The sequence below is a fragment of the Shinella sp. genome (genome assembly GCF_035998705.1).
Lineage (GTDB): Bacteria > Pseudomonadota > Alphaproteobacteria > Rhizobiales > Rhizobiaceae > Shinella.
In genome coordinates, this window is record NZ_DASYHH010000027.1 from 500,184 (window position 1) to 523,627 (window position 23,444).

The following is a 23,444-nucleotide window of genomic DNA, read 5'->3' on the forward strand; positions in this document are numbered from 1 at the left end:
CCTCCTCAGTCCTTCACGGCCCAAAGGTCGAGCTCAAGCGCCGGGAAGTCGCCTGCGACATGGATGGCGAGGCCGTTGCCGGCCGCGACCTGCTTCCAGATCGGGCTGGAACGGTCGAGTTCGAAATAGGCCTTGCCCGTATGATAGGGGATCTGGCGCGGCGCCACCGGCAGCGCGCGCAGCATGATGCCCGGCAGCGCGGCATTGACCAGCTCGGTGATCTGCTCGGCCGCGCCGATCTTGAACTGCCCGACCAGCCGTCGCACCAGCGCTTCGGCCGGCATATCGGCCTTGGCGGCGAGGATGAAGGAATATTTCGAATAGATCGAGCGGTCGGAAACGTCGGCGACGCGGATGCCGTAGCGATGCTCGACGAGCGGAATGGTGATGGCGCTGCGCTCCAGCACCGCGCTCAGTGCCTGGCGCACAGCCGCGGCGACGGGGGCGAAGGACAGTTGCAGGCGCTCGTGGTCGTAGACCGGGAAAGGGCGCGGCCGGTGGCCGGCGGCGGTGAAGGTGGCAAGCTCGCCGGCAAGCCCGATCATCGACGTGAAGAGCCGTTCGGGATGGACGAAGGTGGCCGACGCCATATGGGTGAAGAGCGGCTGCCAGCGGTTGATGGTCTGGAGCATCATCATGTCGGTGATTTCGGCGGCCGTGCCGACATTGGTGCCGGCAAGGCGCGCGGCGATCGCCTCGCCGCGATGGTTGAGCAGGCCGACGATCTCGGTGAGCAGGCCGGACAGGATCGGCGAGACGGCGCAATCCATCGCCGGCGGCACGTAGCTTTCGTCGAGCACGACCGAATTGTCGCTGCGCACCTCGACGATGCGCGCGAGCCCGATGCCGACGAGGCCGCTGCGGTCGCTGGTATCGAGCGCATAGCGCAGGCGCAGCTTGCCGACATTGATGGGGGCTGCCGACACGTCGCCGCTGTTGGCGTCCGACACGTCGATCTCGGCGAGCGTATAGCGGGTCGTCAGTTCGGCCTCCGAGTCGGCCGCCTCGCGCCCGCCCGGCTCCGTCAGCGGCAGGGTGAGGTAGAGCACGGCATTGCGGACGTTTTCGCCGAGCAACAGCGGCGGCAGGCGCACGCTGTCGTCGGGCAACGAAAACGGTGTGCCATCGGCAAAGACGCCGGCTGCGCGCTCGACGGCGAACTGCCCGATCGACAGGAGCTCGCGGTTCAGACGCAGCTCCGTCAGGCCCCAGCCATGCGGCACGAGCGCTTTCGTCCGGGCCCTCAGCTGACGCTCGAAATGGCGAGCCTCCTGCTGGAAATGCTGGGCACGGATAAACATCCCCTCCGACCAGATCACCTTGTCATCGAACGACATGCATACCCTTCCCTCTGCCGGCGGCGCAGGTCCATCCCCGCGTCGCGACCGACCTTGCCCCTCTCTGCGAACAGTCTCAGTCCTGCGGCCCCATCTCCACGGACAGCGTCTTCAGGTCCACCTTGAGCTTGAATTTCTTGTCGCCCGGAAGCCCGACCATGGCCCGCCACTTTGCCTCTTCGAAATTGCGGAACCCGACGACCACCGCGATGATCGTCGTGCCCTCGATCATATTGGCCTTTATCCGCTGCACCTCCGCCGGCGCCAGATAGAGTTCCGTCTTGCCCAGCATGGTCGGCCCGAGCGTCTCCGCGTCCGCCTCCCAGAGCTGGCGAAAGCTCGCATTGACGAAGGCCGTCTCGGCGTTCAACTGGTAGAGCCGCATGACGACGGGCTGCGGCAGGCCGTCCGGCCCCGGATTGACCAGCGGCGAAGCGACCGCGATGACGTCGATGCTGGCTTCCGCCGGCGCCGGCTTGATCTCGATCTCCTTCGGCGGCGGCTTCTTCGGCATGAGGCCGCAGCCGGGCAGCGCGAACGCAAACAGGCACAGGCACAACAGGACGAAGAGACGCGAGACAACCGCGCGCATCCCGATCGACCACCGCCCCGCCGGAGAGTGTTCGATCGTCAACCTGACTTCTCCTTGCGAAGAAGTTCAACCAAACGCCCCTCGAACCTACGCTTTTCCTCTACGGACAAAACCAACATCGCCGTTTCAACAGCCTTAGCAAACACCGCCGCATCCAGCCCCAAGGCCTCCGCAGCGAAATTCGTCCCAGTATCGGCTGTCGAGGCTACCGCCTCGCCCGCCGCATTGGTACGCGCAATCGAGGCATTCCCCATGCCCCCGGAGATATCCACAGGTTTCGGCTCGCCATGCCGGCCGTCAGCCGTGGGTATCCACCAGTCCTGTAGGACCGCAACCTTGTCCCGGGCATTCTCTGCCGCCGTATCCGGCAGGATCGCTGCCTTCACGGCCTCGGCGGCCTGCTCGTCGAAGCCGAACGGGCCCTCGGCGAAGGGATCGTCCGCGACGGGCAGCGGTGCGACATCCGGCGCTGCCGTCTCAATCGCGATCGCGATGATCGCATCGCCGAGCGTCAGCACATCCTTGTCGACGAGCGTGCGGGAGGCTTCACGGCCGAGCGGCACGCCGTTGACCAGAACGCCATTGGTGGACATGTCGGTGAGCAGGAAGCCGCCGGCCTGCCGCTCGATCCGGCAATGCCGCTTGGAAACGATGCGCTCAGGGTCGGCCAGCACCCAGTCGGCATCGTCCGACCGGCCGATGACGAGGGCTCCCGTCTCGACGGTTTTTTCCCGCAGGCCGGCCGTCAGGCGCTCCGGGCCTTTGAGTACGAGTCGCAATAACATGGCCTACCCCCGCTGGCGATCCGCTTTCCCGCCTCGCAGGGAATCACGGAATCGCTGGCTCGGCCGGATGTTACCCCACCGTCTTGCGAGCGACTACCAGATATGCGGAATAATACATGCAGGATCGGTCGTGCAACCGGACATGCCAGGGTGCTTCTCCGACCGAACCGGTGCGGCGCAAGCTGCCGGCGGCGAGCGGCCCTTCGGAGAGCAGGAGGTCGAGGATGGCCTCCGGGCTGCCGGCATGGCCGGAGCGCTGCGAATGGCCGCCAAGCCAGGCCTCCACCGGCGTCACCTGCCCCGCCCAGTCGAAGGGCACGGAAAGCACCGCGCTGCCCTCGTCGGCTAGCACCCGGCTGATCTCGACGAGGCCTGCGCGCGGATCGCGCATGCAATCGACGACATTCATGCCGATGGCGAGCGCGAAGGTGCCGGCGGAAAACGGCAGCGCCAGCGCATCGCAGAGCCAGACGTCGCCGCGCCCCTCGGCCCGATGGCTGAGCGGATAGGTGCGCCGGTCATAGACGAGGCCGATCCGGCGCAGGCCGTAATTGACTTCGCCACCCACCACGGCCTGCCGGCCGGTGCGCGCCAGCGGCACGGAAAGGTCGATGCCGAGCACGTCGCGGCCGAGCCGTTCGGCGGCATCCACGACGGTACGCCCAGCAGCACAGCCGATATCGAGCACCGGACCGTCCGGCAATCCGTCGCCCAGCATGTCGAGCGCCTGCGCGAGGTTGCGCGACACCGCCCCCGGCTCCCCGCCACCCGGCACCGGAGGAAAAGCCACGGGATCCTGGTCGCCCCAATGGTCCCACGCATAGGAGGAGACGTGCTGGCGGATCGATTCGAGGCCGCTGCCCGGCCCCGCCGCATCCCCCAGCAGGCTCTCGACCGCGGGTGTGAGATCGTTGCGTGCCAGAAGGTAGAAGATGTTGTCCTGCACGAAGCGGCGCACTTCCGGTACGATGATCGGCATGCCGTCGACGATCGGGAATTCGGAGCCGCAGGCCTGGCAGCCGAGGATGCCGCTGGCGACATCGCCCTGCGCCTCCGCCTCGACGACGCTGAGCGCCAACGGCGCATCCCGGCCGTTCAGGCGGCAGACGGGGCAGACCGGCCGCAGTTTCTCGAAATGGGACAGGCGCATGTCAGCCGCCGATCATCACGGTCGGGCATCCGGGCGGCAGGATTTTCCCCACAGGGCTCGGGATGGGCGCGACGCAGGCCGCGTGCAGCGTCAGGTCGTTGATGCGCGCCGCCGGCAGGTTGCCGATCAGGACCGTCGCGGACCCCTTGCTGATCATGCCCGGCCCGCCCGGAACGCAGCCCGGCAGGGAGCACAGAATGGTCATGTCCGTGACCCTTGCGGCGGGCATGTTGCCGATCATCACGGTCGGCAGGCCGCCGATGATCGCCAACGGCAAAGCCGGATGCGGCGCGGGCGTCGGCACGAGGGCGGCCGGATGGATCGGCGCATGGCAATGCGGCGCGTCCTGCTTGACCAAATCCCCCATGCGCGCGGCGTTCATGATGCCCTATCCGTCCTGCCGGCCAACTGTTTTTCCAGGCTCAGCACGTTCCAGCCATTACGACGGCTGTAGGATACCCTGTCAAGCAGCGTGCGGACGAAATGCATGCCGAGCCCGCCGATCTGCCGGCTTTCGAGGTCCGCGTCGAGATCGGGCTCGGGGATGCCGAGCGGATCGAAGGGGCGCCCGTCGTCCTGCACCTCGATCGCCAGGCGATCCGCGGCGATCGACAGCGACAGCAGGATCTCGTGCGCCTCGCCGTCCTCGAAACCGTAGTTGACGGCGTTTGTGAGGATTTCGTCGAGCGCGACATCGATGCGCGTGACGTCCTCCTCGACGACGCCGTGCATTTCCAGGAAGCGCCGCACCTTTTCGGCCGCGACCTGGATGTCGCCATGGCTGTTGCCGATGGAAAAAATCGTCTCCTGCGCGAGGCGCCCCGGCGTCTTGAACAGCAGCGCGCAGGCAGCGCCCGAGCGGCTGCGGTCGATGCCGTCGCGGATGAGCCCGGCGATGCCTTCCGATGACGCGGCGGCTTTTCCGGGCGAATCGATATCGCCGGCGGCAAGCCAGGCGATGTCGCCGGACACCATTGCGCGCTCATTCGTCCGGCCCGAGATCGTCACCGCCGCCTTGCCGCGCGCCGCATAGGACACCTTGCCGGACACAACGTCGAGAACGAGCAGGCCGATATCGAGGCCGGCGGTATCGACGCGCGCCGCCAGCGCCTCCAGCGCTTGCCCGGCGCTCAGCGTCGTCGCCACGACCGCGCGCAACAATTGGCGCAGGCCGGTCGCGCGAAGCGCCGCATCGACATCGCCTCCCGCGACGCGGGCGGTGCTGATGGCGAGCACCGAGCGGGCCGGCCAATAGTGATCGTAAAAGGAGATCGCGTCGCGCCCATCACCGGCGCCGCCCTCCACCTCGGCCTCGCGCCGGACGGGGAAACGCTGCGGCGAGAGCGCCGCACGCAAATGCGCGACAAGACCGTCATCCGACACCGCCATCACGTCGCCACCCCAAAGCGTTTCAAAAAACCTTCTGGCAAGTCGTATAACTTTCTGAAATCATCACACCACAAAGTGATCAACAGGAAGCCCGAGGTCAATATCATCATGAACATCGCCGAGACGCGGCAGGCAAACAGCCTCGTCGTCGCGCCCACCGGGCGGATAGACAGCCAGACCTCCCCGGTTTTCGACAGGCACCTCTCCGCCATCATCGAACGGGGAGACGTCAACCTGATCATCGACTTGGCCGGACTGGAATATATCAGCAGCACCGGGCTTTCCGCCTTTCTTTCCGCCGCAAAGAAAGTGCGCGCCGCGGGGGGGCGCATGGCGCTGACAGGACTGAACAGCCGTATCCGTCTGGTCTTCGAAATGAGTGGTTTCTTAAGGTTGTTCCCAATCTATGCCAACGTGGATGCCGCACTCTCCGGCTGAAGCACGACAGAGTGGTAGACTTTTACGGGAACTCCGAATTAGAGTTGTCCGTCATCTTGCCTATATGAATTGATTCTAGTCATCTTTTTGCGTTGGTGCGGATCGTCGCGTCGGCGCGGCAAAAGCTGGGGGGCCGCTTTGCTGAACGTGGATCTGCAATCACTTGTGGGGCGTCTGAACGCGCTCTGCCGTTCGACGCTCGAAGGCGCGGTCGGGCTGACGCTTTCCCGGACGCATTACAATGTCGAGATCGAACATTGGCTGACGAAGCTGGTGGAGACGCCCGACAGCGACGTCGCCGCCATCCTGCGGCATTTCGAGATCGATTCGAGCCGGCTCCTGGCGGACCTGACGAAGGTGCTGGACCGGTTGAAGACCGGCAACAGCCGCTCGCCGGCGCTGACGCCGAACGTCGTCAAATGGATCCGCGAGGCCTGGATCTACGGGTCGCTGCAATCCGGCGACACGTCCATTCGCAGCGGCTATCTGCTCGTCAGCCTGCTCGGCGACGATGCACTGTCCGCTCTGGCGCGCGATGCATCCTCTCAATTTGCCCGAATCAATGCCGAAGTGCTGAAGACCGGCCTGATGAAGATCGTGTCGGGCAGCAGCGAGGCCGGCCAGTCCGCCTCGGGCGGCAAGACGGCCTCCGCTTCCGGTGACGCGCCCGCATCGTCCGGCTCCGGTGTCGTGAGCGGTTCCGCGCTTGACCAATACACGATCAACCTGACGGCGCGTGCGCGTGAAGGCAAGATCGACCCGGTGCTCGGCCGCGATTCCGAAACGCGCCAGATCGTCGACATTCTTACCCGCCGCCGGCAGAACAACCCGATCCTCACCGGCGAGGCCGGCGTGGGCAAGACGGCGGTCGTCGAGGGCTTTGCACTGAAGATCGCAGCCGGCGAAGTGCCTCCGGCGCTGGCCGACGTCGAACTGCTCTCGCTCGACCTCGGCCTGCTCCAGGCCGGCGCCGGCATGAAGGGCGAATTCGAGAACCGGCTGAAGAAGGTGATCGAGGAGGTCAAGGCCTCCGCAAAGCCGATCATCATGTTCATCGACGAAGCGCATACGCTGATCGGCGCCGGTGGTGCAGCCGGCCAGAACGACGCAGCAAACCTCCTGAAGCCGGCCCTTGCCCGCGGCGAGATGCGCACGATCGCCGCCACGACCTGGGCGGAATACAAGAAATATTTCGAGCGCGACCCGGCGCTGACGCGGCGCTTCCAGGTGGTCAAGGTGGAGGAGCCCGGCGACGAGGCCGCCATCGCCATGATGCGTGGCCTTATCCCGACGCTCGAACGGCATCACGGCGTGCGCGTGCTGGCCGAGGCCGTGGAGGACGCGGTCCGGCTGTCCCGCCGCTACATTCCGAGCCGCCAGCTGCCCGACAAGGCTGTGAGCCTGCTCGACACGGCCTGCGGGCGCGTCGCCATCGCGAGCAACGCGGTTCCGGCCGCCGTCGAGGATCGCCGCCGCCGGGTGGATATGATCGACACTGATCTCGGCGTGCTGACGCGCGAAACCAAGATCGGCACCGACCATGCCAGGCGCATTGCGGACCTCAACGACGAGCGGGTGCGCGTCTCCGAGGAGCTCGAAAAGCTCGAAGAGCAGTGGAACCGTGAAAAGGACCTTGTCGGACAAATTCGCGCGCTGCACGACGCGCTGACCGGCCCGGACGACGCGCCGGCCGGCGAAAAGACCCCGGAGGAGATGAAGGCGGAACTGGCGGCGCTGACGGCCGAGCTGGAAGCGTTGCAGGGCGAGACGCCGCTGATGCGCGTGACGGTCGATGGACAGGCGATCGCCGAGGTCGTCGGCAACTGGACCGGCATTCCGGTCGGCCGCATGGTTTCCAACGAGATCAAAACGATCCTCGCCCTCAACGACAAGCTGCGCGAGCGCGTCATCGGCCAGTCGCACGCCCTGGAAGCGATCGCCGAGACGATCCGCACCTCGCGCGCCAAACTGCTCGATCCGCGCAAGCCCATCGGCGTCTTCCTGATGGTCGGCACGTCCGGCGTCGGCAAGACCGAGACGGCGCTGGCGCTCGCCGACCTGCTCTATGGCGGCGAACAGAACCTCACCGTCATCAACATGTCGGAGTTCAAGGAAGAGCATAAGGTCTCGATGCTGGTCGGCTCGCCGCCCGGTTACGTCGGCTACGGCGAAGGCGGCGTGCTGACGGAAGCCGTGCGCCGGCGGCCCTATTCGGTGATCCTGTTCGACGAGATGGAAAAGGCCCATCCGGGCGTGCAGGACGTGTTCTACCAAGTGTTCGACAAGGGCATGCTGCGCGACGGCGAAGGCCGCGACATCGACTTCAAGAACACGGTCATCATCATGACCTCGAATGCCGGCACCGACCTCATCCACCGCCTCTACGCCGATCCGGCCAAGCGGCCGGATGTCACGGAACTGACGGAGGCGATCCGGCCGGAATTGCTCAAGAGCTTCAAGCCGGCCTTCCTCGGACGCTGCTCGGTGGTGCCCTATTTCCCGCTCGCAGACGACGTGATCCGCAAGATCGTCACGCTGCAGCTCAACCGCATCCGCAAGCGGTTCGCGGAGAATTACAATGCGACGCTGACCTGGGACGAGACGCTCGTCGAAGCGATCGCCAGCCGCTGCACCGAGGTGGAAAGCGGCGCACGAAACATCGAGTACATTCTGTCGCGTGGGCTTCTGCCGCGGCTTTCGTCGCATGTTCTCGCCGTCATGGCGGAAGGCGGCCAGATCGGCGGACTGAAAGCCGTGCTCGATGAAAACGGCCAGTTCGAATTCCACGCGCAGCCGGATGAGCCGGTAGAGCGCGCGGCGGCACAATGAACGGGATGCCGGGCGGTCTTTGACGGTCCCGGCACATCGGTTATACCTCACAACCAGGACACGAAGGGAGCTGACTATGGCAATTTACCTGAAATATGAAGGCATCGACGGGGAAGCGACACACGACAGCCACAAGAAGTGGATCGAAGTGGGTTCGCTGCAGTTCGGCACCGGCCGCGGCATTTCCACGCCCGCTGGCGCGACTGCCAACCGCGAGGCGAGCGAGCCGAACATCAGCGAAGTCGTCGTCACGAAGACGCTCGATGGTGCCTCGCCCAAGTTGTTCACCGAATCGGTGACCGGTACGGCCGGCAAGAAGGTGGAAATCCACCTCGTCTCCACCGGCAATCCCGGCAACACCTACGTCGAATACGTGCTCACGAACTCCCTCATCTCCGGCTACAGCGTAAGCTCCGGCGGTGATCGTCCGTCCGAATCGATCTCGATCAACTTCACGAAGGTCGAGTTCAAGTTCATCCCGTACGACGACAAGAACAAGGGCGGCACGCCGGTGACCGTCAACTACGACCTCAGCACGGCAAAGAGCGGCTGATCGGCCGGCGCCGCAAGGCGCATCGGGGGCCGGTCGTCGCGACATGCGGCGGCCGGCATCCCTCTTCGACGCGCATCGACCAGACAAGTGAAACGCAATGGCGACGACCCTAGTTCAAGAGGACCGCTGGATCACCCTCGAGACCCCTCTCGGGCAAGACGTCTTCGTTGCAACGGAAGCGCGCGGGACGGAAGGCATATCCCGTCTCTTTACATTCACGGTCAGCGCACTCTCCACCCGCAAGTCCATCGATCCGAAGGACCTGCTCGGCAAGAGCGTGACGCTTTCGCTCGCTAGGCCCGGCGGCAGCCGGCGCTATGTCAACGGCATCGTGACGTCGTTTTCGGCCGGCGCTTTCACGCGCAATGACTACCGCCTCTATACGCTGGTCATCTCGCCCAGCCTCTGGCTGTTGCAGCGCACCTCCGACCACAAGGTCTTCCAGGAAAAGACCGCCGTGGCGATCGCCGAACAATTGCTGGGCGATAGCGAGGTCGCCTTCGAGAAGAAGCTCAACGGCACCTACGAGACCTCCGAATACCGCGTGCAGTTCGGGGAGACGGATTTCGATTTCCTGCAACGCATCCTCGCCGAAGAGGGCATCTTCTACTTTTTCAAGCACCAGGACGGCGATCACAAGCTGGTCCTCGCCGATAATGCCTCGGCCTATGCCGATTGCGCGCAGGACGACGTGCAATATCGCCAGGCCCAGGAAGAGGCCGTGGACAGCGTCCATAGCTTCGATACGGGCGCGAGCCTCACCGACGCGAGCTGGCATATCGAGGATTATGATTTCGAAAAACCCTCGACCAATATCGAGGGCGAGCGCAAGACGAACCAGCAGCCGGCTTCGGGCAAAAGCTGGGAGCATTTCCGCTTTCCGGGCAAGTCCCTCAAGGCAGATAACCTGAAACAGTTCGCAACGGCGGCGATCGACGCCGCGGAGGCCGGTTTCGAAACCGCGACCGGCGGGGGAACCTGTGCAAGCTTTACCGGCGGCCACGCCTTCACGCTGAAGGAGCACCCGGTCGACGCGGAAAACCGCCGGCTGGTGCTGACCGAAGTGCAGCATGAGGCGATCGACCGTGCGCATTTCACCACGCGGCCGGGTACCGACGGACGACCCTATTACCGCAACACATTCACCTGCATGCCGGCGACCCGGATCGCCCGCAATCCGTTGCCGGCGCCAAAGCCGGTCGTGCAGGGGCCGCAGACCGCCCTCGTCGTCGGCCCTTCCGGCGAGGAGATCCACACGGACAAATACGGGCGCATCCGCATCCAGTTCTACTGGGACCGCTACGGCAAGAAGAACGAGACGAGTTCCTGCTTCGTGCGCGTGGCGCAGTCGCTAGCCGGCAGCAACTGGGGCTCCGTCTTCGTGCCGCGCATCGGCATGGAGGTCGTCGTGCAGTTCCTCGACGGCGATCCGGACCGGCCGCTGGTGACGGGCGCCGTCTACAATGCGGACAACATGCCGCCCTGGGCGCTGCCGACAAACATGACGAAGAGCGGCCTGCTGACGCGCAGCAGCAAATCCGGCCAGACGGCGAATGCCAACGAGCTCTCCTTCGAGGACAAGAAGGGCGAGGAGAAGATCACCTTCCACGCCGAGAAGGACTTTTTGCGCGAGGTCGAGAATGACGACACGCTCACCGTCGACCACGACCAGAAACGCACGATCAAGAACGACCGCACCACCGAGATCACCGAGGGCAACGAGACCTTCACGATCAAGAAGGGCAACCGGACGGAGAAGATCGAGACCGGCAACGAGACGCTCGACATCGACAAGGGCAACCGCACGGTGACGCTTTCCACCGGCGGCGACACGCTGACGCTCAAGCAGGGCGACCGGGCGGTGACGCTGACGGCCGGCAGCGACAGCCTGACCCTCAACCAGGGCAACCAGACGACGAAGGCCAGCGCCGGCAAGATCACGCTCGAAGCGATGCAGGGCATCACGCTGAAATGCGGCAGCAGCACCGTGGAGATCACCCAGACCGGCATCACCATAAAGGGTGTCACGGTGTCGATCGAGGGGGCCGCCAAGAGCGAGATCAAGGGTCCGATCGTCAATGTCGCAGGCGATGGCATGGCCATCGTCAAGGGCGGCATGGTCAAGATCAATTAGGGGTAGATGGTGAAAATCCAGACGGAAGCCTTCCGCAAGGTGACGGCCCAGACGGCACAGGAAATCTGCAGCCGGGCGGAGCTTTCTGCCGAGGCGCTGCCCTTCCTGGTGCCCGGCCTGTCGCCGCAGGGTTTCCTGTCCCTCCTCGTCGAGGCGGAAAACATTGGGGACGCTATCCGCTTCCTCGCCTTCGCACTGCCGATCCGCGAGGCGATCTGGTGGTGCCATGTGGTCGCGAAAACCAGCATTCCGGCACCGACGGAGCTGGAATTGCTCTGCCTGGAGCGCACGGCCGCCTGGGTCTACGAGCCGGACGATTCCCGCCGGCGCTCTTGCATGGAGTGCGCCGAATCGGCCAAGTTCACGGGGGCCGCAGCCTATGCGGCGCTCGCGGTCTTCTGGTCGGGCGGCAGCCTGGCGCCGGAAGGCATGCCGGATGCCGACGCCGACCCCCGGCTGGGGCCGATCGGTGCCGGGGCTTCGGTCCTGCTGTCGATCACCGCAGGCGACGCGAAGAACCTCGTCGAGCGTTTCGAGACGGCAGTGATACGAGCGGTGAGTATCGCCAATGGCGGCAACGGCTGGTTGCCGGGCGAACGGCCGACGGGAGGAAATTGATCCCGGGTGAATCGAGAGATTCGCTTCAAGATCGATTAAGTATTTGGGGCTAAGCATTCTTCTGCCAGCTCCGCGTGTAGCGGTATCCGAGTAAGAATTTCCATGCGACCAGGCCCGCAAGGGCAGGAGGATATCTATCCATGGCTCTGCCGCAGGTTATCGATATCGACGCTCTGCTCCAGGCGATCTCCGAAGAGGCGCCTGCCGGGACAGATCCGCGCGCAGATAGCTCGCCGGCCTCGCTCTATTACCGCACGAAGGACGCCCGCAACGCCGCCCGCTCCGCCGAACGGGCCGCCGTCGAGACCGGCGGTGCATCGCCCGAGGAATGGGACACCGTCGCCGATACCGCGATGACGATCCTCACCTCGCACGGCAAGGATCTCGAAATCGCCGCCTGGCTGGTCGAGGCGCTGTTGCGCACCGAAGGCTTTGCCGGCCTGCGCGACGGCATGAAGGTGCTCGCCGGCATCGTCAACGGTTTTTGGGAAACCTGCTTCCCCGAGCTCGACGAAGACGGCGTGGAAGGCAAGGTTTCCGCGGTCGCCGGCCTCAACGGCTCGGGCGCGGTCGGAACGCTCATCCAGCCGATCCGGCTGGTGCCGATCACCCACGGCTCGCAATGGAGCTTTTCGCTCTGGAACTACGAGCAGGCGACGGACCTCGCCAAGGTCACCGATTCCAGCCGCCGCCAGGAGCGCATCGACAACGGCGCCGTGACCATGGAGCAATTCCTGGAAAGCGTGGCGGATACGTCCCCCGCCTTCTTCGCCGACACCCAGGCCGTTATCGTGGAGGCGCTCGCAGCCCTTGCCGAGATGTCCGCGGCTTTCGATGCCGTGGCGGGTGTCGATGCACCACCCATCTCGGCGCTTCGCGAATTGCTCGAGGAAATCTCCCGCTCGATTGCCCATTTCGCCGCTGACAAGCTGGCAGTCGCGAACTATTCTGCCGCAGGCGACGAAGTAGTCGCCGATGATGCCGGCCAACCGGGCGAAGCCGGCCAGCAGGCGGCAGGCACCGTGGTCGTCCGCAAGATCGAAGGTTACCAGTCCCGTGAAGAGGCTTTGGCGGAGCTGACGCGCATTTCCGCCTATTTTCGCAAGACCGAACCGCATTCGCCCATGTCGTATACGCTCGAAGACGCCGTCCGGCGTGCGCGCATGAGCCTGCCCGATCTGCTGGTGGAACTGGTCGAAGACCCGGCCCATTTGCAGCGCATCCTGTTGGCGGCGGGCATCAAGCCGCCGTCGGCAGAACAAGGTTATTGATCCCTATTCCATATCCGCAACAATTCACCGCTTGAAGAGGGGGCCGTCATGGCAGAAAGCGTTCAACAGAAGCTCAAGAGGGTGCGCGCACCGCGCGTCCACATCACTTACGACGTGGAGACGGAAGGCGCACAGGTCCGCAAGGAACTGCCCTTCGTCGTGGGCGTCATCGGCGATTTCTCTGGCAAGCCTTACGAGCCGCTGAAGCCGTTGCGCGACCGCAAGTTCATCCAGATCGACCGCGACAATTTCGACGACGTCATGCAGCGCATGACGCCCGGCGCGGAATTCAAGGTCGAGAACACGCTGGCCGGCGACGAGACGCTGATGCCGGTCTCGCTGAAGTTCAAGTCGATCGACGATTTCGAACCCGGCGCCGTCGTGGAACAGGTCGAGCCGCTGCGCAAGCTTCTGGCCGTACGCAACAAGCTGCGCGACCTGATGTCGAAGGTTGACCGGTCGGAAGAACTCGAAAGCCTCCTGGAGGAGGTCCTGCAGAACACCGACAAGCTTGCATCCCTTGCCAACGAGCTTGGCGCCGAGAAAGCGAAGGAGTAGTCGAATGAGCGCCGAGACGCAAACAGCCGGCAGCGCAGCCGCCACTGAGGAAACCGGCTCCCTGAGCCTTCTCGATCAGGCCATCCAGGTCACCAAGACCGCCGAGCCCGACGAGATCCAGGACCTCTTGCGCACGCTGACGTCGGAAGCCCTTTCCGGCACCGTCACGTTCAGCAAGAACCTGACCCAGACCTTCAACAAGGCGATTGCCGCGATCGACGAGAAGATGTCGAAGCAGCTGACCGCCATCATGCACAACGAAGAGTTCCAGAAACTGGAAGGCAGCTGGCGGGGCCTCAACTACCTCGTCAAGAATTCGGAAACCAGCTCGACGCTGAAGATCCGCGTTCTCAACCTGTCGAAGAAGGAACTGCACAAGGACCTGACCAAGGCGGTCGAGTTCGACCAGAGCCAGACCTTCAAGAAGCTCTACGAAACCGAGTTCGGCACCCCCGGCGGCGAGCCCTACGGCGCGCTCATCGGCGACTTCGAGTTCGGCTCCGGCACGGAAGACCTCGAAGTGCTGCAGGGCATGTCCAATGTCGCTGCGGCTTCCTTCGCGCCCTTCATCTCGGCCGCAAGCCCGAAGATGTTCGGCCTGGAAAGCTTCACCGAACTCTCGAAGCCCCGCGACCTCGAAAAGATCTTCGACAGCTCGGAATACATCAAGTGGCGCGGTTTCCGTGACAGCGAAGACAGCCGCTTCGTCACGCTGACCATGCCGCGCGTGCTCGCCCGCGTTCCCTACGGCTCGCAGGGCAAGCAGATCGAGGAGTTCTCCTTCGAGGAAGCCCCGATCGGCGCCAATGGCGTCGTCACCAAGATGAAGTCGGACGAGTTCACCTGGATGAACGCCTCCTATGCGCTCGGCGAGCGCCTCACGTCGGCCTTCTCGAAATACGGCTGGTGCGTGGCGATCCGCGGTGCGGAAGGCGGCGGCAAGGTCGAAAACCTGCCGACCTTCACCTTCACCAGCGACGACGGCGACGCCGACCAGCAGTGCCCGACGGAAATCGGCATCACCGATCGCCGCGAGGCGGAGCTTTCCAAGCTCGGCTTCCTGCCGCTCTGCCACTACAAGAGCACGGACTACGCGGTGTTCTTCGGCGCGCAGACCACGCAGCGCGCAAAGAAGTACGACAAGCCCGATGCCACGGCCAACGCGGCGATCTCCGCCCGCCTGCCCTACATCATGGCGACCTCGCGCTTCTCGCACTACCTCAAGGTCATGGGCCGCGACAAGATCGGCTCCTTCCTCGAAGTCCGCGATTGCGAGACCTGGCTCAACAACTGGATCCGCAATTTCGTCAACGGCAATCCGGATGCGAGCGCCGAGATGAAGGCACAGTATCCGCTGGCCGACGCCTCGATCACCGTGAAGGAAATCCCCGGTTCGCCGGGCGCCTACAACGCGGTCGCCTATCTCCGCCCGTGGTTGCAGATGGAAGAACTCACCGCATCCATGCGCCTCGTCGCGCGCATCCCGCAGATGGGCTGACGCAGGCATGGAACAAGACGCAGCCATCGCCACGGAAGACGCTTTCAGCAGCGATGGCGCAAAGAGCGAAGCCGGCATCCGGCTTCGCATCATCGATGCGGTTCTCGAGCGTGGCGGAGAGGAAATCTCCGCCACGCTCGACCGTTTCATCGAGAGCGACGACCCGGCGGAATGCCTCCGCCTGTGGTTCGGCACGCGCGGCGGCGGCGATGGCTGGCGGGCGATCCTGACCCGTGACATCGCGGCGATCGACCCGCTGCTTGGCGACCAGGTCGACGCGATCATCCACACGGCGGAGTTCAAGGCGCTCGAAGCCTCCTGGCGCGGCGTCGATCTGCTGCTGTCGGAAACCGGCAACGACGACAAGGTCCGCGTCAAACTGTTCAACGCCACCTGGGCGGAGCTGTCGCGCGATTTCGACCGCGCCATCGAGTTCGACCAGAGCACGTTGTTCGCCAAGGTCTACAGCGAGGAATACGGCATGCCCGGCGGCGTGCCCTACGGGCTACTGCTCTGCGATCATGCGGTGCGCCATCGCGCGCCCTCGGGTGCTGCGGGCGTGCAGGACGATGTCGGCACGCTTTCCGGACTCGCCCAGGTCGCGGCGGCGGCGTTTTCCCCCTGCATTCTCGGCGCGGCACCGGAACTTTTCGGGGTCACCACCTTCGCCGACCTTTCTTACGCGCAACGGCTCGATGCCGGCTTCCAGCTCGGCGAATACCACCGCTGGCGCCGGCTGCGCGACCTGGAGGACAGCCGCTTCCTCGGTATCGCCATGCCGCGCGTCCTGTTGCGCGACCGATATCGCGACAGCGCCTCGCGGCAGGACGGCTTCCGCTACAGCGAAGGCGGCGAGGGTGTCGATTCCTGGCTCTGGGGCAATGCCGCCTTCGCCTTCGGCCTCATCGCCATCCGGGCGTTTCGCGACTGGGGCTGGTTTGCCGACATGTGCGGCACGCGCGGGCCCCAGGGCGATCTCGGCGGCATCGTCGGGCACCTGCCTGTGGCGCAATTCTCGACGGGCGAGAAGGTCGCCTACCGGCGGCCGCTCGAGGTCGAACTGACCGACAAGAAGCAGAAAATCCTCGAGGCGCTCGGCTTCATCGCGCTCACGCCGTGCAATTTCGATCGCTCCGTGATCTTCCTCGGCGCGCAGTCCCTCTATGCGGCGCCGAGCGACAACGACCTTCCGGCCCAGGTGAACGGCCGGCTGTCCTCCATGCTGCACTACGTCATGTGCATGAGCCGGTTTGCCCATTACGTGAAGATCATGGCCCGCGACCGGGTCGGCGCCTATACGACGCCGCAGGATCTCGAACGTTACCTCGAAGACTGGCTGCGCAACTATACGATCGGCAACACCGATGCCGGCCCGGAGCTGAAGGCGCGTTATCCGCTCGCCGGCGCCCGGTTGGAGATGAGCGAAGTCAGTGGCCGCCCCGGCGTAATGAACTGCGTGCTCCACCTCCAGCCGCATTTCCAGTTCGACCAGGTCGTCTCGGGGTTCCGGATGCGGACAGAAGTGCAGGCCGTGCGGTCGCGGTGAAAAACGAAGGATAGAGCATGGCCCGGCTTCCCAACAAGGCGCCCCCGCGGCTTCCCCTCTTCGATCGGCTGTTGCAGGGCGACAGCATCGAGACGGACCGCAATGTCGACCGCGCCATGCAGGAAATGCACGAATCCGTGCGGCGCGACCTCGAAATCCTCTTCAACACCCGCCCCGGCCGCCTGCCGGAGGACGCAAAACTCCAGGAACTGCGCCAGTCGATCCTGACCTACGGCCTGCCGGAGGTGCAGAGCCAGCACCTCGCCTCGCCTACCCAGCAGGAGCATTTCCGCAAGCGCCTGGAAGATATCATCCGCCGCTTCGAACCGCGCTTCCGCGAGCTTTCCGTGGTGCTGGTCGCGCCGGAAAACCAGGTGGAGCGGGTGCTGCGCTTCCAGATCAATGCGCTTCTGGAAACGGATTCCTCCAGCGAGGCCGTCATCTTCAACACGGCCGTCGACCCGGTCACCGGCATGCTCTCGATCAACGGGCGCTGACCCCTCACAGCGCCTTTGAAACCATCGGCGATTGGCGTAACGTAGGGCGGCGGCGGTCCGCGGGTTTTCCCGCACAGCATTCATGAGGTCTCTTTGGATTTCTCCCAGGCGCGTATCCTCATCGTCGATGATATCGAGGACAACCGGGATGTGCTGGCACGCCGTCTCCGCCGGCTCGGCCTCGTCAATACGGTGCAAGCCGGTGACGGGCTCGAAGCCTTGGAGAAGGTGCGTGCCGAGCCTTTCGACCTGGTCCTGCTCGACGTGATGATGCCGCGCATGAACGGCATCGACGCCCTCCAGGCGCTGAACGACGAGGGCTGGCTCAAGACGCTGTCGGTCGTCATGATCTCCGCGGCGTCCGAAATCGAGACGGTGGTGCGCTGCATCGAACTCGGCGCCGAGGATTACCTGCCGAAACCCTTCAACCCGGCGCTGCTTGCCGCACGCGTCGGCGCGGTGCTCGAGAAGAAATTCCTGCGCGATATCAACCAGCGCCAGCTCGAACGGCTCGAACGGGAGCTGGCGGAAGCCTGGCTCTGCCAGCAATCCATGCTGCCGACCACGTTCCCCGTCGATCCCGCGCAGCTCGATATCTTCGCCAGCATCGACCCCGCGCTGGAAATCGGCGGCGATCTCTACGACGTCTTCGAGGTGACGCCCGGCCTGATCGCGCTGGCGATCGGCGATGTCGCGGGCAAGGGTGCCTCGGCAGCACTCTTCATGGCGCGGACGCGCAGCCTGCTCCGGGCCGGCACCCTGCAATTCCACGCCATTTCGGGACGCGTGCCGCGCCCCTCGGAAATCGTCGCCCTCATCAACGACGAACTCGGCAAGAACAATCCGAACTCGCGGTTCGTCACCCTGTTCTATGCCCTGCTGGAGGTCGCGACCGGCCGCCTCACCTATTGCAATGCCGGCCACGTCTACCCGATCTGGACGAGCGGAACCACCGTCGCCGAAGTGGCCACCACGCCCGATCCCGCACTCGGCGTGATCGACGCGCTCGACTTCCACGACCATGAGCTCGTGCTCGCCGTGGGCGACCGCCTTTTCCTCACCTCGGACGGCCTCTCCGACATGCAGAATGCCGAACAGGAGCAGTTCGGCACGGAAAACATCCTTGCTGAAATCGCCGCCCGTCCGGACGCGCCTGCAACTGATCTCGCCCGCAGCGTGCTGGCAACGGCCTACGCCTTTGCAGGCGGCGCGCCGCAGTTCGACGACATCACGGTGCTCGTCGTCAAAAGGCTTAGTTAAAGTGCCGCAAAGGCCTGAGAAAGCAACAATCGCACTGTCAATCAAGCAGGCTTTGAAGTAGCTTTGCGCGCGAAGATCCAGATCCAGGGGGACATCGTGCCGGGCAGTTTCAATTTTAGTGCAATCGACAAGAACGACGCGGAAGACGTGTGCTGGTGCGTCGTCGAATCTGTCGCGAGTATCGACGACACGGCCTCGAATCTCATTTCCGTCATCCATTTCCTGCGGGAAGCCTACGGCGCCGAGGAGGCCGACGAAAAGGTCATCCCGAACCCGGCCTTCCTGGCCAACGGCCATGACGGATTGTCGCCGAAGACCCGGAAATATTTCACCGGGCGCACGTTCAAGGGACTGGGCGGGAGTGCTGTCAGCCTTGCGGGCGGCCTGGCATCCGGCGTGACGGCCGTCGACGTCGGCAGCATCCTGCGCGAGGGCAGCGCGGTCGGCACGACTGCCGCGCATCTGGTCGGCATCAAGGCGGCCGGCAAGGGGTTCAAGAAGAGCGAAACGGTCACGCGCTGGGTCGACGCGATGCTCAAGGCGAAAGTCGCCAAGATCGGCATTCGCGGCGTGGGCCTGGCGGGTGCCGCCATTCCGATCCCCGCGGTCGGACTTGCGGCCAACATCGCGACCACCGTCGCCAAGCTCGGCATCAAGGTGACGCTGAGCAAGCTCGTCGCCCGCACCGCGATGGAAGTGCACTGGCGCGCCTACCAGGAAACCGTGATTGCCGGCGCCTTCGGCGCCCGCGGCGGCCCGGTCGGCCCTGCCTCGGCGATGTTCTATGAGATCTTCACCAAGCGCAGCTTCACGCGCATCTTCGGCAAACACGACACCGCCGCCCTGATCAAGGAGCCCGGCGGCTGGATGGCGCTGAACGACAAGCTCATGCTGATGTGATGCATCACGACCCTGCCCGTTTTCGGGCAGGGTCGGATTTCCGCATTGTTCGAAACGGCGCCGCGCGGGCCGTGGTGCGTCAGGCCAGCGGGCTGATCATCGTCAGCCGCCGGATGGCTATCGGTTTGGCGAGGAGCCGGTCGATCTGGCTGAGCAGCGGCTTCAGATGCGGCATTTGCATGTGCGCGTCGAGATCCGCCTGGCTCTTCCAGTTCTCGTAGAAGACGAAGACGCAAGGATCGGCGGCATCGACGTGAAAGTCGTAATTGATGCAGCCGGGCTCCGCGCGTGCCGGTGCCACCTGATCGGCCAGCAGGCGACGCAGGTCTTCCCGGGTTTGCGGGCGGGCCGTGACGGTGCCTATGACGGTAACGATCATCGATCAGCTCCTCTTCTGGCTGAGCGCGACGGCGAGGATGATGATTCCGCCGCGGGCGATCAGCTGTTGGCTGAATTCGAGGCCCATCAGGATGAGGCCGTTGTTGATGAGGCCGATCATCAGCGCGCCGACGATGGTGCCGATGACGGTTCCCTTGCCGCCGAAGAGGCTGGTGCCGCCGAGCACCGCGGCTGCGATAACCGAGAGTTCATCGCCCTCGCCGAGCTGGAAACGGCCGGATTGCAGGCGCCCGGCATAAAGCATGCCGGCAAGTGCTGCCGCCAGGGACGAGATGACCAGCACCTTGAACTTGATGGCCTTGGTATCGATGCCGGAATAGCGCGCCGCCGTCTCGCCGCCGCCGGTCGCCAGCACGCGACGGCCGAAGCTGGAACGGCGCAGCACGATATGGCCGATGCCGCCGATGACGGCCATCCACAGAAGCAGCACCGGCACCGGTCCCAGATTGCCGCCGCCGAACAGCCAGGCATAACCGGGCGACAGGATCGGCACGGCCGAGGTCGCCGATATCCACATGGCGACCCCCTTGGCGATGCCCATCATGGCGAGCGTGGTGAGGAAGGACGGGATGCCGATGCGGGTGGTCAGCCAACCGTTGAACATGCCGACCGCAAGCCCCGTGGCGATGCCGGCGCCGACGCCGACGACCGGTCCGCCCGCGGCGATCGCCATCGCCACGGTGACGGTTGAAAGGCCCGCCACCGCGCCGACCGAAAGGTCGATCTCGCCGGCCGAGAGCACGAAGGTCATGGCAATCGCCATGACGGCGATCATCGCCGTCTGCCGCACGATGTTGAGCAGGTTGTTGGGATTGAGGAACCCCTTGTCGGCCAGCGTCACCGCGAAGACGAGGAAGATGACGACGAAGCCGATGTAGATGATGTTCTGGCGCCAGTTGGCGAAGAAGGCGTTAGCCATGGGATACCTCTTGAACCGCGAGGGCCTTCTGGATTTCGATCTGCAGCCGCTGTTCGGCGGCCTGGAGACGGTGGGCGAGGTCGTCGGCGGGCACCGATGGATCTTCCAGCGCCTCGCGCGGCAGGTCCTGGTGCAGGCGTCCTTCGGACATGACGAGAATGCGGTCGCAGGCGGTCAGCAATTCGGAAAGCTCCGACGAGATCATGACGATGCCCTTGCCGGCGGCGGCGAGTTCACGCACCAGGCGGATGATCTCGGATTTCGAGCCGATGTCGATGCCCGCCGTCGGCTCGTCGAGGATGAGGATGTCCGGATTGGTGGCGAGCCACTTGCCGATGACCACCTTCTGCTGGTTGCCGCCCGAAAGCGTCGAGACGGCATGGTCGCGGCTCGCCGTCTTCACGCGCAGGCGCTCGATTTGTTTGTCGCTCAGCTCGTTTGCCGCCTTCGTATCGACAAGGCCGCCCTTGGACAGCTGGCCGATGACGGCGAGGATCATGTTGGCGGCGACCGAATGGGCGGGAATGATGCCCTGCGTCGCGCGCGCTTCCGGCACCAGCGCGACACCCGCGGCAATCGCATCGCCGGGCTTGCGGATCGCGACGGCGCGGCCCTTGATGCGGATCTCGCCCTTGACCGCAGGCTCGATGCCGGCGATCACCCGCGCCAGAGACGAGCGGCCCGAGCCGAGCAGGCCGGCAAGTCCCACCACTTCGCCACGATGCAGCGTCAGGGAAATATCTTCCGGCTTGTGAGCACCGCTGACATGGTCGAGCTCCAGCAGCACCTCGCCCTTAATGGCTTGCCCGCGCTCGACATCGGAGAGCCCTTTCGAGCGCCGGCCGACGATGTGCTCGATCATCGTATCGATCGGCAGGTCGCCAAGAGGCGCGGTAATGACGTGCCGGCCGTCGCGCAGGATCGTCGCGCGGTCGGCGATGCGGGCGATCTCGTCCATGCGGTGGCTGACATAGATGATCGCCACGCCCCTGGCCTTCAGCTTGCGCAGGAAGACGAAGAGCCGCTCGACATCGGAAACGGCCAGCGCCGTGGATGGTTCGTCCAGAACCAGAACCCTGGCATCCTGCGAGATCGCCTTGGCGATTTCGGTGAGCTGCTTCTGGCCGGCCCCCAGATCCCCGACCACGGCCTTCGGATCGACGAAAACTTCAAGCAGCGCGAAAATGTCCGCCGTGCGTCGCTCGGCCTCCCGGTCGTCGATAAGCCCCATGCCGTCACGGCATTCCCGCGTCAGGAAGATGTTCTGGGCGACCGTCAGGGTCGGAACCAGGCTCATTTCCTGGTAGTTCATCGCGATGCCGGCCGCGCGCGACGCCTCCGGCGTATGCACCGTCAGGGGCACGCCGCCGACCTCGATTGCGCCCTGGTCGGGGCGATGCACCCCGTTCAGGACCTTGAGGATCGTCGATTTGCCGGCGCCGTTGCCGCCGAGCAGCGCGTGAACCTCGCCCGGCAAGACCTCGAAGGAGACGTCGTCCAGCGCGCGCACCCCGCCGAAGGCCTTGCTTATGCCGGTCATGCGGACGGCAGCGGCGCTCGCAGTCATCCCACCTTCTCCCATTGTCCGGTTTCACCGGAGCGGATAAGGGCGTCCGCGACGAGTTCCGTCAACAGGCCGTCCTCGAAGTTCGGGCTCGGGAGCCGGTTCTTGGCGATTGCCGAGAAGAAATCGTAGCATTCGACGATCTTCGTTTCCGAATAGCCGATGCCGAGACCGGGGATCGGCCAGAGGCCGTTGCCATAGGGATGGGCCGGCCCCGTATAGACGGTGCGGAAGCCGCGGGCATCGGCCGGGTCGTCGGCGAACATCACCTGCAACTCGTCGCGGCGCTCGTAGTTGAAGTGGATCGAGCCCTTGGTGCCGTGGATTTCCAGCGTGATGAAGTTGTTGCGGCCATAGGCGTTGCGGGTGGCTTCGAGGCTGCCGATGGCGCCGCCCTCGAACTTCAGCATCGAGACGACCTCGTCGTCGACATCCACCTCGCCGCGCTCCGCATCCTTGGCTTTTTCCGCCGCGCCCAGCTTGTCGACGCCGCCCTGCTGGAGGGGGCGCGTCTTGTTGTAGGTTGTGGTAAGCGCGCTCACCTCGGCGATCGGGCCGACGAGATAGTGGGCGAGATCGACCACATGGGTGGCAATGTCTCCGACCGAGCCGGAGCCGGCGATCTTCTTCTGGAAGCGCCAGGAGAGCGGTGAATCCGGGTCGGCCGACCAGTCCTGCAGATAGGTGCCGCGGAAATTCAGGATCCGGCCGATGCGGCCCTCCTCGATATATTTCTTCGCGAGCGCCACGGCCGGCGTACGGCGATAATTGAAGGCGACCATGTGGATGACGCCGGCGGCCTTCACCGCCTCGTACATCGCCCTCGCCTCCTCGACGGTGCGGGCAAGCGGCTTCTCGCAGATGATGTGCTTGCCGGCCTTCGCCGCCGCGATGGCGATTTCGGCATGCACGTTGTTCGGCGTGCAGATATCCACGACGTCGATATCCGGCCGGTTGACAACGGCGCGCCAGTCCGAGGATGCCTCTTCGAAACCATAGCGGCGGCGCGCTTCCTCCGCCATGCCGTCGGTCACGTCGACGACGACCTTGCGGTGGGGAATGGCCGGCGCGGGCCAGAAGAACATCGGCATGGAGGCATAGGCCATGGCATGCGCCTTGCCCATGAAGCCGCCGCCGATCATGGCGACGTTCATCACTTTGGTCATCGGGTTTCTCCTGAAAGAAGTCGGCTAGGCCGGGTCAATCC

General features: G+C 64.7%; 22 protein-coding genes. 12 read left to right on the top strand and 10 right to left on the bottom strand.

All coding sequences use genetic code 11. The features are described from left to right. Positions 1-5: 5 nt before the first annotated feature. The 6 genes from tssK to VGN93_RS25535 all read right to left on the bottom strand — a co-directional run bounded on the left by tssK (position 6) and on the right by VGN93_RS25535 (position 5,253). Entirely contained in the window at positions 6-1,337 is a 1,332-nt protein-coding gene (gene tssK, locus VGN93_RS25510) for a type VI secretion system baseplate subunit TssK (RefSeq protein WP_327509776.1), read from the bottom strand. Positions 1,338-1,413: 76 nt separating this feature from the next. Beyond that, positions 1,414-1,971 (bottom strand): type VI secretion system lipoprotein TssJ, encoded by a 558-nt coding sequence (tssJ, locus tag VGN93_RS25515; RefSeq protein ID WP_327509777.1) that lies wholly within the window; start codon positions 1,969-1,971, stop codon positions 1,414-1,416. Further along, complete coding sequence (locus VGN93_RS25520) at positions 1,968-2,714, bottom strand: FHA domain-containing protein (RefSeq protein WP_327509778.1); 747 nt, start codon at positions 2,712-2,714, stop codon at positions 1,968-1,970. The genes tssJ and VGN93_RS25520 overlap by 4 nt, the downstream gene beginning before the upstream one ends. A 70-nt stretch (positions 2,715-2,784) precedes the next feature. Then, on the bottom strand, positions 2,785-3,864 hold the full coding sequence (locus tag VGN93_RS25525; RefSeq protein ID WP_327509779.1) for a methyltransferase domain-containing protein: 1,080 nt from the start codon (positions 3,862-3,864) through the stop codon (positions 2,785-2,787). A 1-nt stretch (position 3,865) separates the two neighbouring features. After that, entirely contained in the window at positions 3,866-4,246 is a 381-nt protein-coding gene (locus VGN93_RS25530; protein ID WP_327509780.1) for a PAAR domain-containing protein, read from the bottom strand. Further along, a complete protein-coding gene (locus VGN93_RS25535) occupies positions 4,243-5,253 on the bottom strand; it encodes an ATP-binding protein (RefSeq protein ID WP_327509781.1) in 1,011 nt (336 codons plus the stop codon). The genes VGN93_RS25530 and VGN93_RS25535 overlap by 4 nt, the downstream gene beginning before the upstream one ends. On the opposite strand from VGN93_RS25535, the gene VGN93_RS25540 reads away from it, so the two are divergent. The 12 genes from VGN93_RS25540 (at position 5,221) to VGN93_RS25595 (ending at position 19,355) form a co-directional block, all read left to right on the top strand. Then, positions 5,221-5,691 carry an STAS domain-containing protein gene (locus VGN93_RS25540; protein ID WP_327509782.1) on the top strand — a complete coding sequence of 157 codons (471 nt, stop codon included), beginning with the start codon at positions 5,221-5,223 and terminating at the stop codon, positions 5,689-5,691. The genes VGN93_RS25535 and VGN93_RS25540 overlap by 33 nt on opposite strands. A gap of 138 nt (positions 5,692-5,829) precedes the next feature. Then, entirely contained in the window at positions 5,830-8,520 is a 2,691-nt protein-coding gene (gene tssH / locus VGN93_RS25545; RefSeq protein ID WP_414714172.1) for a type VI secretion system ATPase TssH, read from the top strand. A gap of 76 nt (positions 8,521-8,596) precedes the next feature. After that, the gene (locus VGN93_RS25550; RefSeq protein WP_327509783.1) at positions 8,597-9,073 is read left to right on the top strand and encodes a type VI secretion system tube protein Hcp; all 477 of its coding nucleotides are present in this window, start codon (positions 8,597-8,599) and stop codon (positions 9,071-9,073) included. 97 nt (positions 9,074-9,170) lie between these two features. After that, positions 9,171-11,207, top strand: a complete 2,037-nt coding sequence (locus VGN93_RS25555; protein ID WP_327509784.1) for a type VI secretion system Vgr family protein — start codon at positions 9,171-9,173, stop codon at positions 11,205-11,207. Positions 11,208-11,216: 9 nt separating this feature from the next. After that, on the top strand, positions 11,217-11,825 hold the full coding sequence (locus tag VGN93_RS25560) for a DUF6931 family protein (RefSeq protein ID WP_327509785.1): 609 nt from the start codon (positions 11,217-11,219) through the stop codon (positions 11,823-11,825). A 140-nt stretch (positions 11,826-11,965) separates the two neighbouring features. Continuing rightward, positions 11,966-13,096: a type VI secretion system protein TssA gene (tssA, locus tag VGN93_RS25565; protein ID WP_319312580.1), complete on the top strand. Its 1,131-nt coding sequence runs from the start codon at positions 11,966-11,968 to the stop codon at positions 13,094-13,096. 48 nt (positions 13,097-13,144) lie between these two features. Continuing rightward, positions 13,145-13,654, top strand: a complete 510-nt coding sequence (gene tssB / locus VGN93_RS25570; protein WP_327509786.1) for a type VI secretion system contractile sheath small subunit — start codon at positions 13,145-13,147, stop codon at positions 13,652-13,654. A 4-nt stretch (positions 13,655-13,658) separates the two neighbouring features. Then, positions 13,659-15,152, top strand: a complete 1,494-nt coding sequence (tssC, locus tag VGN93_RS25575) for a type VI secretion system contractile sheath large subunit (RefSeq protein WP_327509787.1) — start codon at positions 13,659-13,661, stop codon at positions 15,150-15,152. 7 nt (positions 15,153-15,159) lie between these two features. Next, positions 15,160-16,698: a type VI secretion system contractile sheath large subunit gene (tssC, locus tag VGN93_RS25580; protein ID WP_327509788.1), complete on the top strand. Its 1,539-nt coding sequence runs from the start codon at positions 15,160-15,162 to the stop codon at positions 16,696-16,698. Positions 16,699-16,715: 17 nt separating this feature from the next. Next, the gene (gene tssE / locus VGN93_RS25585) at positions 16,716-17,195 is read left to right on the top strand and encodes a type VI secretion system baseplate subunit TssE (RefSeq protein WP_319312572.1); all 480 of its coding nucleotides are present in this window, start codon (positions 16,716-16,718) and stop codon (positions 17,193-17,195) included. A gap of 93 nt (positions 17,196-17,288) precedes the next feature. Next, positions 17,289-18,455 carry a PP2C family protein-serine/threonine phosphatase gene (locus VGN93_RS25590; protein WP_327509789.1) on the top strand — a complete coding sequence of 389 codons (1,167 nt, stop codon included), beginning with the start codon at positions 17,289-17,291 and terminating at the stop codon, positions 18,453-18,455. A gap of 63 nt (positions 18,456-18,518) precedes the next feature. Continuing rightward, on the top strand, positions 18,519-19,355 hold the full coding sequence (locus VGN93_RS25595) for a hypothetical protein (protein WP_327509790.1): 837 nt from the start codon (positions 18,519-18,521) through the stop codon (positions 19,353-19,355). A 79-nt stretch (positions 19,356-19,434) separates the two neighbouring features. On the opposite strand, the gene VGN93_RS25600 is transcribed toward VGN93_RS25595, so the two are convergent. From VGN93_RS25600 to VGN93_RS25615, 4 genes are read right to left on the bottom strand one after another with little or no spacing between them, the layout of a single operon-like run. Continuing rightward, positions 19,435-19,734, bottom strand: a complete 300-nt coding sequence (locus tag VGN93_RS25600) for a putative quinol monooxygenase (protein WP_327509791.1) — start codon at positions 19,732-19,734, stop codon at positions 19,435-19,437. A gap of 3 nt (positions 19,735-19,737) precedes the next feature. Further along, positions 19,738-20,673: an ABC transporter permease gene (locus VGN93_RS25605; protein ID WP_327509792.1), complete on the bottom strand. Its 936-nt coding sequence runs from the start codon at positions 20,671-20,673 to the stop codon at positions 19,738-19,740. Beyond that, entirely contained in the window at positions 20,666-22,240 is a 1,575-nt protein-coding gene (locus VGN93_RS25610) for a sugar ABC transporter ATP-binding protein (RefSeq protein WP_327509793.1), read from the bottom strand. Before VGN93_RS25610 ends, VGN93_RS25605 begins: the two co-directional genes overlap by 8 nt. After that, on the bottom strand, positions 22,237-23,403 hold the full coding sequence (locus tag VGN93_RS25615; protein ID WP_327509795.1) for a Gfo/Idh/MocA family oxidoreductase: 1,167 nt from the start codon (positions 23,401-23,403) through the stop codon (positions 22,237-22,239). Before VGN93_RS25615 ends, VGN93_RS25610 begins: the two co-directional genes overlap by 4 nt. Between the last annotated feature and the right edge of the window lie 41 nt (positions 23,404-23,444).